The organism is Idiomarina ramblicola, from assembly GCF_003987255.1.
Taxonomy (GTDB): Bacteria; Pseudomonadota; Gammaproteobacteria; order Enterobacterales; family Alteromonadaceae; genus Idiomarina; species Idiomarina ramblicola.
Window position 1 is genome coordinate 56,343 of record NZ_PIQC01000003.1, and the last position, 16,145, is coordinate 72,487.

Annotated in this window: 12 protein-coding genes; 6 read left to right on the top strand and 6 right to left on the bottom strand. The window is 44.9% G+C overall.

The window, feature by feature from the left end; all coding sequences use genetic code 11:
• The first annotated feature begins 46 nt into the window (after positions 1–46).
• Positions 47–544 (top strand): hypothetical protein, encoded by a 498-nt coding sequence (locus CWI78_RS03845; RefSeq protein WP_126780442.1) that lies wholly within the window; start codon positions 47–49, stop codon positions 542–544.
• A gap of 95 nt (positions 545–639) precedes the next feature.
• Complete coding sequence (locus CWI78_RS03850) at positions 640–1,191, top strand: hypothetical protein (RefSeq protein ID WP_126780444.1); 552 nt, start codon at positions 640–642, stop codon at positions 1,189–1,191.
• Between the two features lie 115 nt (positions 1,192–1,306).
• Here the strand turns inward: CWI78_RS03850 and CWI78_RS03855 are convergent, their stop codons facing one another.
• The 5 genes from CWI78_RS03855 to CWI78_RS03875 form a co-directional block, all read right to left on the bottom strand.
• Positions 1,307–3,961, bottom strand: coding sequence for a DEAD/DEAH box helicase (locus CWI78_RS03855; RefSeq protein ID WP_126780445.1), 2,655 nt, complete (start codon positions 3,959–3,961; stop codon positions 1,307–1,309).
• Position 3,962: 1 nt separating this feature from the next.
• The gene (locus CWI78_RS03860; protein ID WP_126780447.1) at positions 3,963–5,837 is read right to left on the bottom strand and encodes a site-specific DNA-methyltransferase; all 1,875 of its coding nucleotides are present in this window, start codon (positions 5,835–5,837) and stop codon (positions 3,963–3,965) included.
• Between the two features lie 546 nt (positions 5,838–6,383).
• Positions 6,384–8,291 carry a tetratricopeptide repeat-containing diguanylate cyclase gene (locus CWI78_RS03865; RefSeq protein WP_126780449.1) on the bottom strand — a complete coding sequence of 636 codons (1,908 nt, stop codon included), beginning with the start codon at positions 8,289–8,291 and terminating at the stop codon, positions 6,384–6,386.
• Between the two features lie 120 nt (positions 8,292–8,411).
• The gene (locus CWI78_RS03870; RefSeq protein ID WP_126780451.1) at positions 8,412–9,623 is read right to left on the bottom strand and encodes a M24 family metallopeptidase; all 1,212 of its coding nucleotides are present in this window, start codon (positions 9,621–9,623) and stop codon (positions 8,412–8,414) included.
• A gap of 49 nt (positions 9,624–9,672) precedes the next feature.
• Entirely contained in the window at positions 9,673–11,265 is a 1,593-nt protein-coding gene (locus CWI78_RS03875; protein ID WP_126780453.1) for an amidohydrolase family protein, read from the bottom strand.
• A gap of 230 nt (positions 11,266–11,495) precedes the next feature.
• On the opposite strand from CWI78_RS03875, the gene CWI78_RS03880 reads away from it, so the two are divergent.
• The 3 genes from CWI78_RS03880 to CWI78_RS03890 are packed head-to-tail and all read left to right on the top strand — an operon-like array spanning position 11,496 to position 13,488.
• A complete protein-coding gene (locus CWI78_RS03880; RefSeq protein WP_126780455.1) occupies positions 11,496–12,146 on the top strand; it encodes a DUF1707 SHOCT-like domain-containing protein in 651 nt (216 codons plus the stop codon).
• A gap of 49 nt (positions 12,147–12,195) precedes the next feature.
• Positions 12,196–12,813, top strand: a complete 618-nt coding sequence (locus CWI78_RS03885; protein WP_126780457.1) for a glutathione S-transferase family protein — start codon at positions 12,196–12,198, stop codon at positions 12,811–12,813.
• Between the two features lie 9 nt (positions 12,814–12,822).
• Entirely contained in the window at positions 12,823–13,488 is a 666-nt protein-coding gene (locus tag CWI78_RS03890; protein WP_126780459.1) for a glutathione S-transferase family protein, read from the top strand.
• On the opposite strand, the gene CWI78_RS03895 is transcribed toward CWI78_RS03890, so the two are convergent.
• The gene (locus CWI78_RS03895; protein WP_126780461.1) at positions 13,485–15,077 is read right to left on the bottom strand and encodes an ABC-F family ATPase; all 1,593 of its coding nucleotides are present in this window, start codon (positions 15,075–15,077) and stop codon (positions 13,485–13,487) included. The two genes, CWI78_RS03890 and CWI78_RS03895, sit on opposite strands and share 4 nt — an antisense overlap.
• A 101-nt stretch (positions 15,078–15,178) precedes the next feature.
• Between CWI78_RS03895 and CWI78_RS03900 the strand changes: the two genes are divergently transcribed.
• Positions 15,179–16,066 (top strand): mechanosensitive ion channel family protein, encoded by an 888-nt coding sequence (locus tag CWI78_RS03900; RefSeq protein WP_126780463.1) that lies wholly within the window; start codon positions 15,179–15,181, stop codon positions 16,064–16,066.
• Positions 16,067–16,145: the final 79 nt, after the last annotated feature.

The following is a 16,145-nucleotide window of genomic DNA, read 5'->3' on the forward strand; positions in this document are numbered from 1 at the left end:
TTGGTCGTTTTTTGTGTACTAGCGGTATTTTACGGAATGGTAAGCAGTGACATTAACTGAGATCTTGGCGGCTTATGCCGCATTTTTATCTACAGTCGTCTTTTTTTGGAATGTATTGAAAGCGACTCCAAAGCTCAAAGTGGACCTCATGCATGGGCTTGAGGAAAAAGGTGACACCCATAATTTTGGGGTTTACATAACGGTGCGGAATCCTTCATCTCAAACCGTCCACCTTGCGGGCTTGGATCTTCTTTATCAGTACGAGGAACCATCTATTCTGAGGCGACTGCGTCATATTTATAGGTATAAAAACTGGCCATCGAGCATTGGATGGATACATTGTAGTCTTTCCCTCTATGACATAGACGACAAGTGTCCTTTGTCTCTAAATGCAGGGCAATCTCATATGGTATTCGTGCCTGAAAATGTCATTGAAAATATGCTTGCTAAAGGTATTGGCTCAAAACTGCGCGCTAAGGCTCAAGATCAGTTGTGGCGCAGCAAATATTCGAAGCCACTGAAATACCACATAACCTGTAATTGAAGTTCGTTTTGGCCTTGACCAGCCTCTATCAGCCGCCGATGTTAGAGCCTGATCTAACCCTCCCTTTTATTCGGTTTAAATAATAAGGATTGATTATGAATAACAAAGAACGCTCGCTAAAAGATCTGCTTTTACCCCGTGTAAAAGGGAATGTCCATAGTCGCTACTTCCCCGAAGAATATGATTACATTTACGACTCATCGGTAGAAGCAAAAAATCGTAAACGAGGCATCAATCCCATGTCACAGGAATACACCGATAAGGTAAATGAAAAGAGAGCTCAATTAGGAGTTTCACCATTAGGTCCTGATGGGCAAGCACAAGACGGAAGCAGCGATACATTCGCATCCAAAGTTGCAGAAGAGCAAATGGACAAAGCTAATGAACAACTTACCAGGTACCTTTCAGAAGCTCTTTACGAACTTGATCCCGCAAATACCTACTGCAAAGAGAACAGTTGCTTTGATGAGTACGAACTTATCGCACAATCCACTATCGCCACTGAACAAAATGGTAAGCCTTTCTCCGTTGCTATACGGGAAAAAATGATTAACTCCTTTGGCCGTGAAACCTTTGATCACAAAACAATCAATACAATGAGCGACACCTTAATTAAAAGCATGGCAGTAAAAATTGCGAGAGCATGAAGAAAACAGTAGAAACTTTGACTACTTTATTAAAATCTCGTCACCTGAATTAGTCTCGACTTGGTCCGACACTTCACCTTAACAACTGGGTTAGATCAAGTCTGAGTTAGCACATCTAACTAACCTCAGATACGATTTCTTGGCTCCAGGAGTCCTCCATCAGCATTTTGAACGACATGCCGCCTGTAGCAGCCTCAATAGTTAGCTCTCCTGCTTCTACAGCCGTTCTAGCGTGTTCAGTTAACAGCTCGAAAAGCTTTCGCTTGTACTCAGTGTCATCATTACCTTTAAGATGCTCACCTTTGGTTTCCAAAATCGAAAATCTGAATGAACCAGTGTTAGGCTCTTCTACGCAGACAAGCAAATCAGGGTACACCTTTTTACGCTGCCAGCCCTGGAGACTGTATTCAGCCTGATTGACAGCTATCCGATGCCACCAGTACACAGAGTCTTTCCTATCTAGGTACCAGGCAGTTTCTTTCTCAAGGTTGTTTAATCCGTTCTTGTACACTTTCTCAAACAGACTTCTTTCAAGATCGGAGTTGTCTTTTCGACGCAATACTTCATCACCATCGGCAACGTTGACTTCAATAGTTTGCGCCAGTTCCCAATTTAAACGGTCATTATCTGAAGCAAACAATCTTAGCGTAATCTCACTATGCTCGAGCTTTTCTTTGAATATTTTCTCAGAGACTAAAGTTACTTGCTTCTTCAAGTCACGCTTAATTTCTTTGACTAACTCCAGGCGATTGATATACAGAGCTTTTTCCGTTACCCCTTTATCATGGAGCACTGTAAGTGTCTCCTTCAGAATGCGCATTGCCTGCCAAGGATTCGGAATTACATCGGTCAACTGCCTTACTAAGTGAGGCAAGTCCAGTTGAGCACCATCCTCAAATTTGAGCTCTTCATGGTGTGCTGTATCTGTGAAGTCCAGCTTGGTTTGATCACTTTTAGAAGCTTCGTAGTCGATTCGAGTAATTGTCCGTTCGAGCTTATCTTCTAAAAGTTCAAAGTTATCTACATTGACGTATGAAAGATCTTCCCACTCAATTTCGCCCAAAACGTCTCGTTCATAATCAAACAAACGAAATCCTGATAGCTCATTTGAATCGGCATGTAATACCTTCGGAAGAAAAACCTTAGGTAACTCACGAAATTTCTCTCTTCGTTGGATCACTTCTCTAAAGACCTCTCGCTGCCCTCCTTTGCCACCTGACTCTCTAACCTGGGATGCAACATCTCCCATGCCTTCATCTTCAAGCCCCTGTTTAACGCTTTTAACGGCTACGGATACATCTTGATCATAAGTGTATACATAACACTCATCGAGACTCGAGAGCTGCGTAACCTTTGTATGAGGTTGTCGTAATACCCGGCCAATCATCTGCGTTATTGCGGTCTTAGCAGTCATCTTGGAAAGAACTGTTAGTACGTACGCAAAAGGGCAATCCCACCCCTCTCTGAGGGCGTCTTTCGTGATAATATACCTAATCGGGCAAGTGTTACTAAGCAAATCTATATCACCAAGCTCATCTTTCTCTGATGTTTTAATGATTATCTCACTCTCACCTACACCGAGGTTCTTTATCAAAAATTCTTTAGCATCTTCAGAATGAACAAATGCCTTGTCTCTTTGATCCTTACCAGTTCGTTCCACACGCACAAGCATGATCGGTCTAATATAGCGACCCGACTCAGCTTCAAACTCTCTTGCCGTTTTATCAAGCTCTTGGAGCCGTTCACACGACGCTGATAAGGTGTCCTTCCAGTCACTCTTAGCATCATTTACCACGTTGATAGGAAGCTTTATCATTTGCTCATCTTTAAGCGCCTGGCCACTTACATTCACCATCACGTTTGAATGCAATTTCCCATTTGGATTAGGCGTTGCAGATAGTTCTAAGATGAACCGAGGGTTAAAGCCACAAAGAGTTTCCCTCGCAGTTTCGCTATAAGCTTTATGCCCCTCATCGACAACAATTACTGGCGACACCAATCGAAGCACATTGCCCAAACTGTGCTTTAATGACACCGAATCAGGTTGCACTCCTTCAGCCCATCCAAAGTCGGATAAGTCATTGCAGTCCAGATTGCGAACACTCCTCAACAGCTGTTCGTTTGCAATGGAGTCATCCTCAGTGGGAAAGAATGAAGTGAACCGTCCACTATCCCTGAACATTCTCAATGTTTCTTTAGATTGCCGAGCGCTTGACTGAAGCATAAGAAGCATCACGCATAGATTTTCTTCTACATCACGCCTGGTGAACGGATCGTTTTTTTCAAGCATTTTAACCCGGCCACCCGAAGCTCTCTCAAGAATTTGACGATACGGATGTTCTCTATTGGCCAGTTGTTTCCATGTCTGTCTATAGATTGAATCAGAGGGTACTACCCATAAAACCATGCCCGTTTGCTTAGTGAATAAATCAATCTGCAAGCGTTCTATAGCCGCACTTCCAAGCAAGGTCTTTCCACCCCCGGTCGGGACCTTAAAGCAAACATTGGGGATTGGTCGGTCTAGTCCATCAAACCTTGCAATATAAGGGGCTGGCTTAAGAGCCCCATTTTTTGCTTGGATGAAATCAATTCGGCGTTCATGAACTAAAGCGTCCCAGGCATCTTTTGCATAATCGGAGGTCGTTGCATGTTGGCCTCGTGCTTGTTGAAATTCAACAAACGCTTCAGCCTGCTCTTTTGAGGCCTTAAGCTTGTCAATGTAGTAGTCTAGCTTATCAAGAACGCCGTTCTGGTAATCTTTGAACTCCATCCTAAGCCCCCATTATTCTGTGAATAGCATAAGGTAGCTGGCAGAATTCAATCCGGTGTTCTGTCAATTCCTTCTGGCTCATAAACTTAGCAACAGCAAAAACTATAGTGCGCTTTTTGGTTGGATTATTGCTAGTAATAGCCGCTATCTTTTCTGCATTCAGAGCAGCTTCATTGGAACGAAGCCAATCGGCTTCAGGTCGGTAGAACAAATGAACTCGGAAAAGATCGGTCTCCCCAATAAACCCATCAGCCGAAACTTTTGCAACCTCTTGCAAAGATTTCCCTGTAGCAGTATAAAAGACATAACGAGAGAGAGACTCGAATGACGGCATGCCAGAACCGCTCAATAAACTTTCAACTCTAATAGGTTCACCTAATGAGCAATAAGCAAAACTACCACCGAGACCTGCTGCAGTTTTTTCAACTTTGCGCTCACCAGTCACAATGAGCTGCCCATCCTTTAAAGATTTATTGATTTTGTCAAAATTTGATTGGTTCTGAGCTTCAATATTGCTAATTTCTTCTATAATTTTCGGCTGCTTTTTTTGAAACCGGGACCAAGTAATTGACTCAGAATATAACTCTTTCTTCTCTGTTCCTTGGTAGGGATAGCCATTCATAACTCGCCTTACTCTCTCGGCGGTTAGTTCATCAGCATAATTTTCGCACTCAATGAGTATAAACTTCCTATTTCCATTATCTTTATCATTGGAAGACAAAACAGCATGTGCTGTTGTGCCAGACCCTGCAAATGAATCTAATACTATTGAGTTCTTGCTCGTTGCCATCTGCAAAATTTTTTCCACCAGCGGCACTGGCTTTGGAAAGTCAAAGATATTCTTTCCAAAAATCCTACTTACCACCTTTCTGCTCTCATCCATATTCAGATCAGGATCTAGCCAGATTGTTTTTGGCTTGGTTTTTACTTCACTACCATCCTTATTCAAGTAGTCCTTACGGAAAACACGCCAGTGTCCCTCTCTAGTCTTAGATGCAACAAGAAGATGGTTCTCTTGTTCAAATTTTACCTTTCCCCATGTCCAACACGTTGGACTCCCCGAGCCATCCAAAGGCAAAGCCTCATCACAAAATTCATCGTCCTTCTTGAGGGATACTCGCTTAGTTTCTGGATTCACATAAATTGGATAATAAAGCTTTGGCCGCGTATCAGGATTAAATGCGGAATTTCTATTTCTTAACTCGATATGGCGATATAACCCGTTCTCATCTTCCTTGTCATAATCGCTTAACATATCCTCATCTTTGTCGACTCCAGACAACTGCGCTAGCTGAATATTTTTGGTGAATACTAAAACATACTCGTGAGTTTTAGCTAAAAACTGGTCAAGGTGTCGACCTTTAGGGTTTAGTCTTACGACTATGCGCCCGAGATTATTTTCGCTGCCAAATATTTCCTCTCCAATAGCTTCTAGCCTATTAGCTTCATGATCATCTATTGTCATGAAAATAGCCCCTGTATCAGATAGCAGCTCCTTTAATAGTTGTAGTCTTGGCCACATCATGCAAAGCCATTTGTCGTGCCTCTCCATATCTTCGCCATCAACAGGATTTGCAGACTTCTTGAGCCATTCTTGCATCAATGGGGAACGAACGTTGTCGTTATAACACCATCCTTCATTACCTGTGTTATATGGCGGATCAATAAATATGCAGTCAACTTTACCGGCATGAGTTGGCAAAAGCGCTTTTAGCGCTTCCAAGTTATCCCCATGGATTATCAGGTTGTTATCAAGGCTTGGCTTCTTGCCTTCCTCTGGCAGTGACTTTTCTGGAATTACTTTAATCTCACGAAATGGTACACTCAGGTGATGTGAATATACGAATTGCTTTCCCTTAAAATCCAGCGTCGGCATGACGATTCCTTATAGCTCTATTGGCAAAGGCAGCCTGAGATAGAGGTTATCGTTTCTCGCAACCGGCTTACCAAGCTCAAATTGAACAGTATGAAGAGGTGTTTTTGTATTTATTTTGGAAGATACCATACCACTTTCACCCAAAGCTAGGTAGCCTTCCTATGGACATTGTCTATAGTTCGATTTGACATCATTGTTGTAGGGAAGTGTAATCATCAAGAAAAGCTGACCATCGGTTTATTCGGTTAATCTACCACTCCATCAGATCGGCCGACGCGCCAAATGCTCGATATGGTTATAAACCCTTAGCACCTAATCAAGCCGGAATGTTGTAAAATAAATACTTAGTAACACGGGTTGTAACACTTATTTATTTTTTATTTATAAAACCATTATAAATCAACACGTAACATATGCAGTTCTATTCCGCCTCCGGCACCACATATTGCAAGGCCCCGCTGGAAACAGCGGGGCTTTTTTGTTTCCCCGATTGTGCCAATTTTGTACCACTTGTCTCATCAATGTTGCTAGCAACGCGAGTCCTGCTTATATTTGTTCTAAAGATAATTGATCATTGAATTGACCAATCGCTCGCTGCCGTCCTTCGCGTTTCGCTTGATAAAGGTAGTTATCCACCTGTTTTACTTCATGATGAATATCTGCACTTAACTCTACAACTTTAAACCCCATAGAGATGGTTACGCCAAGCACCTGCTGTCCAACGCTAAACGGCTGCGAGTTAACCTCAGCAATAATACGCTGTAACGCCAAGCGCGTTTCGTCAATAGAGCCATTGACAGCCAAATAGATAAGAAACTCTTCACCGCCCCAACGAATCACTTTGTCATCGTTTTTCGTCGCGTACTTCAGACGTTTCACCAGTATTTGCAGTACCTCGTCACCAACATCGTGGCCATAGGTGTCGTTCAGTGTTTTAAAGTGGTCAATATCGATAAGCCCGATAAACGCTTGTGTGCGGTCTTTTCGTAATTTTTCCTCTTCTAAAAACCGATAAAAATACCGGCGGTTGTGGGCACCGGTTAGTGGATCATGGTGGTTTTCGTGTTCCAGGGCGGCATTGGCAGAGTCCAGCGCGCGGTTTAATCGTTTAAGTCTGAAGTGAGCGAATAAACCAATTGCTAAAATCAGTAAAGCACTGATAACAATCGCAGCAATCAACTGGGCTTGAGCTTTTTGCCGTGCTTCCATGAAAGCAATGGATTGTTCTGCTTCAGCCAAAGCCTGTTGCTTTTGTTCAGCTTCGAGTAATGCTTCAATCGTATCGTTTTCGGAGTGACCATCTTTGCTTTCAAGTTCACGGTACAGTTCAACACTTTTCTTTAAATAGGCGTAAGCCTCCTGAGAGTAAGACTGTTCTTGCAGTAACACGGCCCAGTCCTCGTACCCTTCGGCCGTTCTTAAGTCATAACCGTTTTCCAGATACCATTGGTCCGCCTCTTTAAATAGCTTAGATGCTTTTTCGTACTGCCCCGCTTCTAGTAAAGCATACGCTCGTGACATCTTAGCTGCGGCTACATAATATTGGCTGGCCTTGTCTTTTGCGAGGTTCAACATGTCCTCAGTGAGTGCCAGGTTCTTTTCTAACTGCCCTGTATTCGCGTATATATAATGCAAGTTACTCCAAACGATCAGCTTTAACTCATAGTCCCCTTGGCTAGACTCAAGTTTCAGCAAGTCATCGTAAAGCGCTATAGCTTCCTCATTGCGTCCTGCAAAACTTAAAATGTAACCTTTATCCAATAAGCGGTTGGAACGGTCATAGTTGGTCTCTGCAAGTTCAATCGCGCGGTCAATATTCTTCAAAGCGCTTTCAAAATCCTTCAGATCCGCCTGAAGCAACGCCCGAATGGAGTAAGTAGAACTTTGTAGATGCTGGAAGTGGTTTTCCCTGGCTATCGCTAACATAATGCGGGTTGCTTCAATACCTTGAGCAAGACGCCCTTTCCGGAGCGACTCATTTGCGTATAAAAAAGCTGATAAATATCTTAGAGGTGCAGATGATACTTCGGACTGCATTAAATAAGCGACTAGCACGCGGTCAAAGGCTTTCCCTGATTCTCCAGCCTTACTGAATTTATCCTGCTCACACAAGTAATCGGCCAAAGTAAAATTCTTTTGTTCAACAATCGTTGCCTTCGAAGAATAGCTAGCGGATTTAATTTCAATATTATTTACGCAAGCTAAATAGTCGAGATAGGCTTTTTCACGTAGCGAGTGCGGTGCGTATTCCTGAGTGAGCGACTGGATTTTGGCGGCATACTGTTCGGCATCAGAAATGTTCTTTAACTGATTTTCTAACGCGATCTCCAAACCTGTGTAATCCCGCGCGGCGGGGTTTGGATTTTGCGCAGCCGCGGAGAACGAAACCAAAAACACGGTAAGCCAAACGAGCGGCTTAAGACAGCGCACCGTGAAATTCTCCAAGTTGTGCATAGGCCGCGCTCCGTGCTTAGAATCTGTTTTCCAGTATTTATAAAGCAGTTTGGATTGTCAATTTAAAAAAGCAGATGAAGCATGGAGCCTGACGTTTCACGTTATGCCCCATGTCGCCGATTATAGAAGGTTAAACGGATCATCCACTGAGCGAGAGGGTTCGGTAAACCACACGGGACCTTCTTCACTCATATAAAAGTGATCTTCCAAGCGCACACCAAACTTCTCCGGGTTAATCACCATAGGTTCATTACTGAAACACATTCCCGGCGCCAGCACAGTCTTATCACCGCCAACTAAGTACGGCCATTCATGCAAGTCCATGCCAATGCCGTGCCCGGTTCTGTGCGGCACACCCGGTAATTGATAGTCTGCTTGCAAGCCCTGCTCTTTTAATTTAACGCGAACGGCGTCATCAACAAATTCGCAGGTTTTACCAATATAAGCCGCATCAAAAGCCGCTTGCTGCAAATCACGTTCGTACTGCCAGAACGTCTGTTGCTCTTCAGTTGCAGTGCCAAAGGCGTAGGTACGAGTGATATCAGAGTGATACCCATGCAACTTACAACCGGTATCGATAAGAACCCAGTCGTCTTTTTTTAAGCGTTGCTCGTAATTAACGCCATGCGGGTAACTGGTTCCCTTGCCAAACAAAACAATACAGAAAAACGACCCGGACGCTCCCACCTTGCGATGCGCTTCATCAATAAACGCTCTGACTTCCGATGCTGTGATGCCTTCACGAAGCATAGCGCCGGTGGCTCTGTGTACTGCCATGGTCATGTCCATTGCGGCCTGAATGAGCGCCAGTTCTGCGGGCGACTTATGCATTCTGCAGGCAGCGGTAATGACTTTTGCGTCACACATTGTTTCGGCTGGCTTACGCTCTTCCAGCTTTGCCACAACGCTGTATGGCGTGGACTCATCCAACGCCAGTTTATAGCCATTAGAAAAATGCTCTGCTAAAAACGCCAGCAACTGTTCATAGGGAGATTCATGTTCGTCCCACAAAACCGTATCCATGGGCAGTATCATTGCCTGGGTTAACGAGCCGACTTCAAACGCAGGCGCTATTAAGGTGACGTTCCCCTCAACCGGAAGAATAGCGCCAACTAAGCGCTCGCTGGGATACCACTTCAAACCGGTAAAATACTCTAAGTTAGTACCTGCGTTTAAATACATCGCACTGATGCCTTGTTCCCGCATCAGCTTCTGTGCCTTAGCAACACGCTGCTGGTATTCTTCTAAAGCAATAGGCTGAACACCTGCGGTCATATTTTCCAAAGCGCTGAGAGCTTCCTCAGCCCGCGCAACCCCTACCCCATGGGTCATAAACATTCCTCTTATTAATTGAGCATTCATCGGATTTAATAGCATCAGGCTACATCAAATTCGTCCGAATTTCTTTCAACCGTGCAATGTAATCCTGACTAAACACATTCTCCGCACGTTTAATATAAGCCTCTAAATCAACGTACCTCAGTGCATTTTTAAAATAGAACTTATCGGCAAAAGGCTGCATTTTCTGCTTTTCAAAAATGTCCTTTATTTGCCCAAAATAGGCTTCAATGTCATTAACCATAGACACCATATGCCAGTCGCTGCCGTACATTAATTTGTCAGCCAGCTTAAAAGGCTTGTCAGTCGTGGCTTCACGCGTTAGTTCAATTTCAAGCCGTTTGGCCAGACTCGCCTGAGCTTTCTTACTGCCGACAATTTCGTGCAGGTAAGACAAGTCACAATAAACATGTGGGTAGCGCCGACAGAGCTCAACAACTTTACGAGCGTAGTTATTCGGATCATTCCACTCCGCTTCTGTCTCTGCCAGCCAACCTTTAACCCAGCGCCCGTTCATTTTTCGCTTTCCGCCACCGGCATGGCCAAAGCAGAGTCTCATTGTTTTCCTTTGCTCTGTTTTTGTCAGCGCCTGCTCCCAGTAATCCGGGTCTGAATTTAATCCTGAACCTTTATAGGCCTGAAAGCCTTCCGGCGTGCAGTGAGTGAAAACCGGAATGGAATGCTCCACACAAAAATCCAGAAAGTAATCAACAACCCGTTCAACCGGAGGTTCATTACCCGCCGGCTTGTAACCCATAGGAGGATAAAACTTGAATCCCGCTTTGCCGTGCTCTAACGAGCGCTCTATGGCATCTCGAAGCACGCGATCAGTGGCAGACTGAGAAACAAACCGCAGAGGATCAAAGGCGGAGAACCCCAGCACGATTCCTTCTGAATAATTCTCCAACGCCGTCATGCGCTCTAACTGCTGATCATAAAACTCATACTTGGGGTTATCATCAAACGGATGGGCCATATCCATCATGTAATGAAAAAGCACATAATTTTCCGCAAAGTTGCCGTAATAGCCTTTTAACCGCTTAAGTATGCCGACTTCACTGCGCAGCATATTTAAAACAAAATCTATTTTGTCCGCGGCGTCTTCTAAAAATTCCAATGACCTGCGCAGCATTCGCTCAATCATTTTGTGAATGCCGGAGAACCAACCCGATAGCTTATCCTGAACCTGCATTTCTGCCTTGAAAGTCAATTTTGTTTCTATGTAATCTAACTCCAGTTCCCGGGCCGATTCACTGTCACCGTAATACTGATGTATTTCTCTCAGAACCGAATACAACTCACTATTAATGAATTTCTCCTGGTAAGCTTTCGCTAACTCCGGATTGCTACTGCTCTCTTCCCTTAACTCTCCCGGTAAGTAATGCTCTATTTCAACACAAACCAGATGGGCAAACTCGTTGCAGATTTTTTCTGTGGCTCCTGTTTTCGTTGCAACTGAAAATGACTCTAGCCGCTCTTTTAAGGTAGAACTGGCCGTTAGTGCATACGCCAGTTTACTAATTAACTTTGCCGGTAATTTCCAAATACCCCAACTCTCCAGAATGCCCTGCAAAGGCACATAACGAGCGTTGAAAAGGTGGGTATGGGCATCAACAACAAAAGGGAGTTTATTCATGGTCGTATCCGTCTGAAATAACTTGGTTTTCTTGGGTTTTAGTTAAGTTAATAACTCACAGAAGATCAACTGATCCGGTATGAATTGGTCGTTTTTCCCAATATTTAGTGACAGGCACAAAGATTAATTTTCACAGAAATTATAACCTATTGATTTTTATATTAATTATTTCTGGCCTAAGAATTGCTTTGTTGTCCATAATAAGAAGATAAGAACAACAAGGAACCATCATGAGTGTAAAGTTTGAAGATCGCCCAATAGAAAAAGTCCGCGAAGAAACCATCGACCAGTTGGTTATGAATTACAGCCACGGTGAGCTATCGGCAGAAGCCTTTGAACGCCGTCTTGATCAAGCCATGGATGCAACCGCACATAGCCAGCTTGCTGAGTTGGTAGAGGATCTGGAGCTTAAACCTGACACCTCATACGACAGCATGAAAGAACAGCAGTTCTCGCCACATTACGGCGAGGGGCGTGTCCAACCAACGGAAAATGTCGTATCCATTCTGTCCTCCAACGAACGTTGCGGTGTATGGACAGTACCGCGTGAAATCACTATCTATTCTCTGTTAGGCTCCGTCGATCTCGACTTTACCGATGCCATATTCCAACACCCTGACGTTACTATAAAAATTATAGGCGGCCTTTCCAGTCTTGAAATTTTCGTACCTGAAGAAATCACCATTAGCACCAATGTCTTTAGCATTCTTGGTTCCACCGAGAATAAAGCCCCGTCTATGGGCAACTTAAAGCAAGCGCCGCATATACGAATTGAGGGTTTCCAGGTATTGGGTTCGGTTGAGGTGAAAGTGAAACGCACCATAAAAGAGAAGTTTGTCGCCTTTGCAAACAGCTTAAAAGGCACCTTTCAATCTCGCTAAAGTCGGAGTAAATTGAAGCTAACACTCAATTTAAAAGGGAGTTAGCTTTATGAAACTTTATGAAATGGCAAAAGCGCCCAACCCGCGGCGGGTACGGATGTTTCTCGCGGAAAAAGGGCTCCTGAATAAGGTCGACTGTATTGAAATTGATCTGTCTAAAGGCGAGAACCTAACGCCGGAGTTTGAGCAAAAGAACCCAATGAAAAAAGTGCCGGTACTGGAGCTCGACAACGGCACCTGCATTGGCGAAACCATGGCAATTTGTCGCTATTTTGAGAGTGCCTTCCCAAATTCTGAAGTTTTATTAGGCAATACCGCCGAAGAGCAGGCTATTATCGAACAGTGGAACCGCTGGGTAGACTTTTATTTATTTTTTCCGATTGGCATGTGTTTTCAGCACACCACCGACTACTTCAAACATCGCATGACACCCATTAAAGAGTGGGGTGATGTTAATCATGCCGCAGTTCTGACCTTCTTAGATTTTCTGGATAAGCACTTAGCCGAGCATCAGTTCATTGCGCTGGAACGTTTTACCATTGCTGACATTAACGCCTTTTGCACGGTCGACTTTGCCAAGGTGATTCAGCTGCGTGTCGATGAACGCTGGCCTAATCTAAAAGCCTGGTACGAGCGTATGAAAGAGCGCGACTCATCAAAGGTTTAAGGGATACACATGATTGAACTCTACACATCAGCAACCCCCAATGGTTATAAAGCCACGGTCACACTAGAAGAAATGGGGCTGGACTATAATCTTCATCATGTTCAGTTGCAGGACGACGAGCAAAAACGCCCGGAGTTTCTGAAAATGAACCCTAACGGTCGCATTCCGGTAATTGTCGATAAAAACAACGATGATTTCGCGGTGTTTGAGTCCGGTGCTATTATGCTGTACCTGGCGGAAACCTACGACAAACTCAACCCTAAAGACCCGAAAGAACGGTCACGTATGATTCAGTGGTTGATGTTTCAGATGGGAGGCATCGGCCCCATGATGGGACAAGCCAATGTCTTCTATCGTTATTTTCCGGAGAAACTGCCCTCAGCCATTGAGCGCTATCAGAATGAAAGCCGGCGGCTATTTGAAGTGCTGAACACACGTTTAGGCGAGTCTGAATACTTAGCGGGTGACAACTTCTCGTTAGCGGATATTGCCAACTGGTGCTGGGTTCGTACCCACGACTGGTCCGGTGTCAGCCTTGACGGCCTGGAAAACCTAAAGCGATGGATGAACACCATTAGCGAGCGTCCTGCCTGCCAACGTGGCGTAACAAAGCCAGAGCGTATGGGCGACCCTGACGAACTGGTCAAGAGCGCCCAGAAAATGGTGCAGCGTTAAGCGGCAGCCAACTGCGCCAGGTACTCATCGTAACTGCCGGCAAAGTCGCGTAAGCCTTTGTCGGTTATTTCGATAATACGAGTAGCCAGTGACGACACAAATTCGCGGTCATGGCTGACAAACAGCAAAGTACCCTCGAACTGCTCCAGCGCCAGGTTGAGCGACTCTATCGATTCCATATCCAAATGGTTCGTCGGCTCGTCCATCACCAGAATGTTCGGGCGCTGCAAAATCAGTTTACCGAAAATCATCCGCCCTTTTTCACCACCGGATAAAATCGATACCGGCTTTTGGATATCGTCTGAGGAAAACAACATACGACCCAGTACACCACGAATAGCCTGCTCGTCGTCGCCCGGCTTCTTCCACTGATACATCCACTCGTACACGGTCATTTCCTGCTTAAACCAGTGGGCATGGTCCTGCGCGTAGTAGCCTATCGCCGCATTTTCGGACCACTTGATGCTGCCTGAGTCCGGCGTATATTCGCCCATCAGGCATTTCAGCAACGTCGTTTTACCAATACCGTTGGCACCGATAATGGCGACTTTTTCGCCCACTTCAACCGAGGTACTCAGACCTTTTAATACCGCTTCGTCTTCGAAGCTCTTACGTACGTTTTCGGTTTCAAGCGCTAATCGGTAAAGTTTCTTTTCCTGAGTAAAGCGGATGTACGGATTCACCCGGCTGGACGCTTTCACTTCGTCCAGCTGAATTTTTTCCATTTGGCGCTGACGTGAGGTTGCCTGCTTGGCTTTCGACGCATTCGCAGAGAAACGACTGACAAAGCTTTGCAGCTCCGCTATTTTCTCTTTCTTCTTGGCGTTATCGCTCATCAGCTGTTCACGCGCCTGAGTGGCGGCAAACATGTATTCGTCGTAATTGCCCGGATACACGCGCAACTCACCGTAATCAATATCGGCCATATGCGTACAAACCGTATTCAGAAAGTGACGGTCGTGCGAAATGATGATCATAGTGCTTTGCTTTTCCGCCAACACGTCCTCTAACCAACGAATGGTATTAATGTCCAGGTTGTTGGTCGGTTCGTCCAGCAGCATAATATCCGGCTCAGAAAACAGAACCTGCGCCAGTAACACCCGAATTTTTACCCCCGGAGCCAGCGCCGACATCAAACCAAAGTGCTGCTCTACCGGTATACCCAGCCCCAGCAACAATTCGCCTGCACGGGACTCGGCTGTATAACCGTCCATTTCGGCAAATTCGGTTTCCAAATCGGCAACACGCATGCCGTCTTCTTCACTCATTTCGCCACTGCTATAAATGCGGTCACGCTCTTCCTTTACCGCCCACAGCTCCTCGTGACCCATAATAACGGCATCAACCACACTGTAGTCTTCGTAAGCAAATTGATCCTGACGCAACTTACCGATGCGAATATTAGGTTCCAGCGACACATTGCCAGAAGAAGGCTCCTGCTCACCACTTAATATACGCATAAAGGTCGACTTACCGCAGCCATTAGCGCCTATCAGGCCATAGCGGTTACCGTTGCCGAATTTAACAGAAATATTTTCAAAAAGAGGCTTTGCACCAAATTGCATGGTGATATTTGCAGCAGAAATCACGTATTCAACATCCAGGATAATAGGGTAAAAATTGAGCGCGCAATGTACGTGTTTTTCGCGTAAATTACAAAGAAAGATTCATTCTAATAGGTAAATAGATTATGCAAATGTCCTGGACAGACATCTCTTCTGGTTTAAATAGAATCTGGAATGTCGAGTTGTGGAAAACCGGAGATGCCCAAATCTACCTCAGCCAGGTAATTATTGCTATTTCGCTGATTATTGTTGGCGTCATTGTCATACGCTGGATAGGCTCCAGTCTGGTCAAACGTGCCTTAAAGTCCGGGCACGCTTCTCAAAACACCATTTATGCCTTTCGTAAGCTGTTCTCGTTTTTGGCTTATGTACTTATTGTTCTCATTGCCTTACCAGTTGCGGGTATCCCAATAACCATATTTGCAGTCTTAGGTGGTGCATTAGCCATTGGTGTCGGTTTTGGTGCTCAGAACCTGCTGAACAACCTGATTTCCGGGATGATCTTAATTGCCGAGCGACCTATTCGCATCGGCGATATTGTTGAGCTAGAAAACGAGCGTGGCCGCATTGAAGAAATTGGTAACCGCTGTGTTCGCATCAAACGCTTTGACGGCGTGCATGTGCTGGTTCCAAACAGTTATTTCCTTGAGCAGCGGGTAGTGAACTGGACACTGGTATCGACGGAAATACGCAGCACAGTCACCGTTGGGGTTGCCTATGGCTCGCCTATCGACAAGGTTCGCGAACTCATGCTGGAGGCTGCCAGTCAACACGAAAAAATTGTTCAGCGCCTGCCTTTTGAAGTCTTCTTTGATGACTTCGGTGACAACAGCTTAACCTTCAATTTACTGTTCTGGACAGAAGTTGAAGCGCCGATGGATATTCGTCGAGTACAGTCCGACATACGCTTTAAAATAGATAAGATATTCGCTGAAAACGATATTGTTATCGCCTTCCCGCAACGCGATGTGCATTTAGATACGTTGAAACCACTAGAGATAAAGATGACCTAATGATGTAGGTACCATAAAAAAACGCCAGGCTACTTCTATGTAGCCTGACGTTCACGTCAGGAGGGATATTGAACCTGAC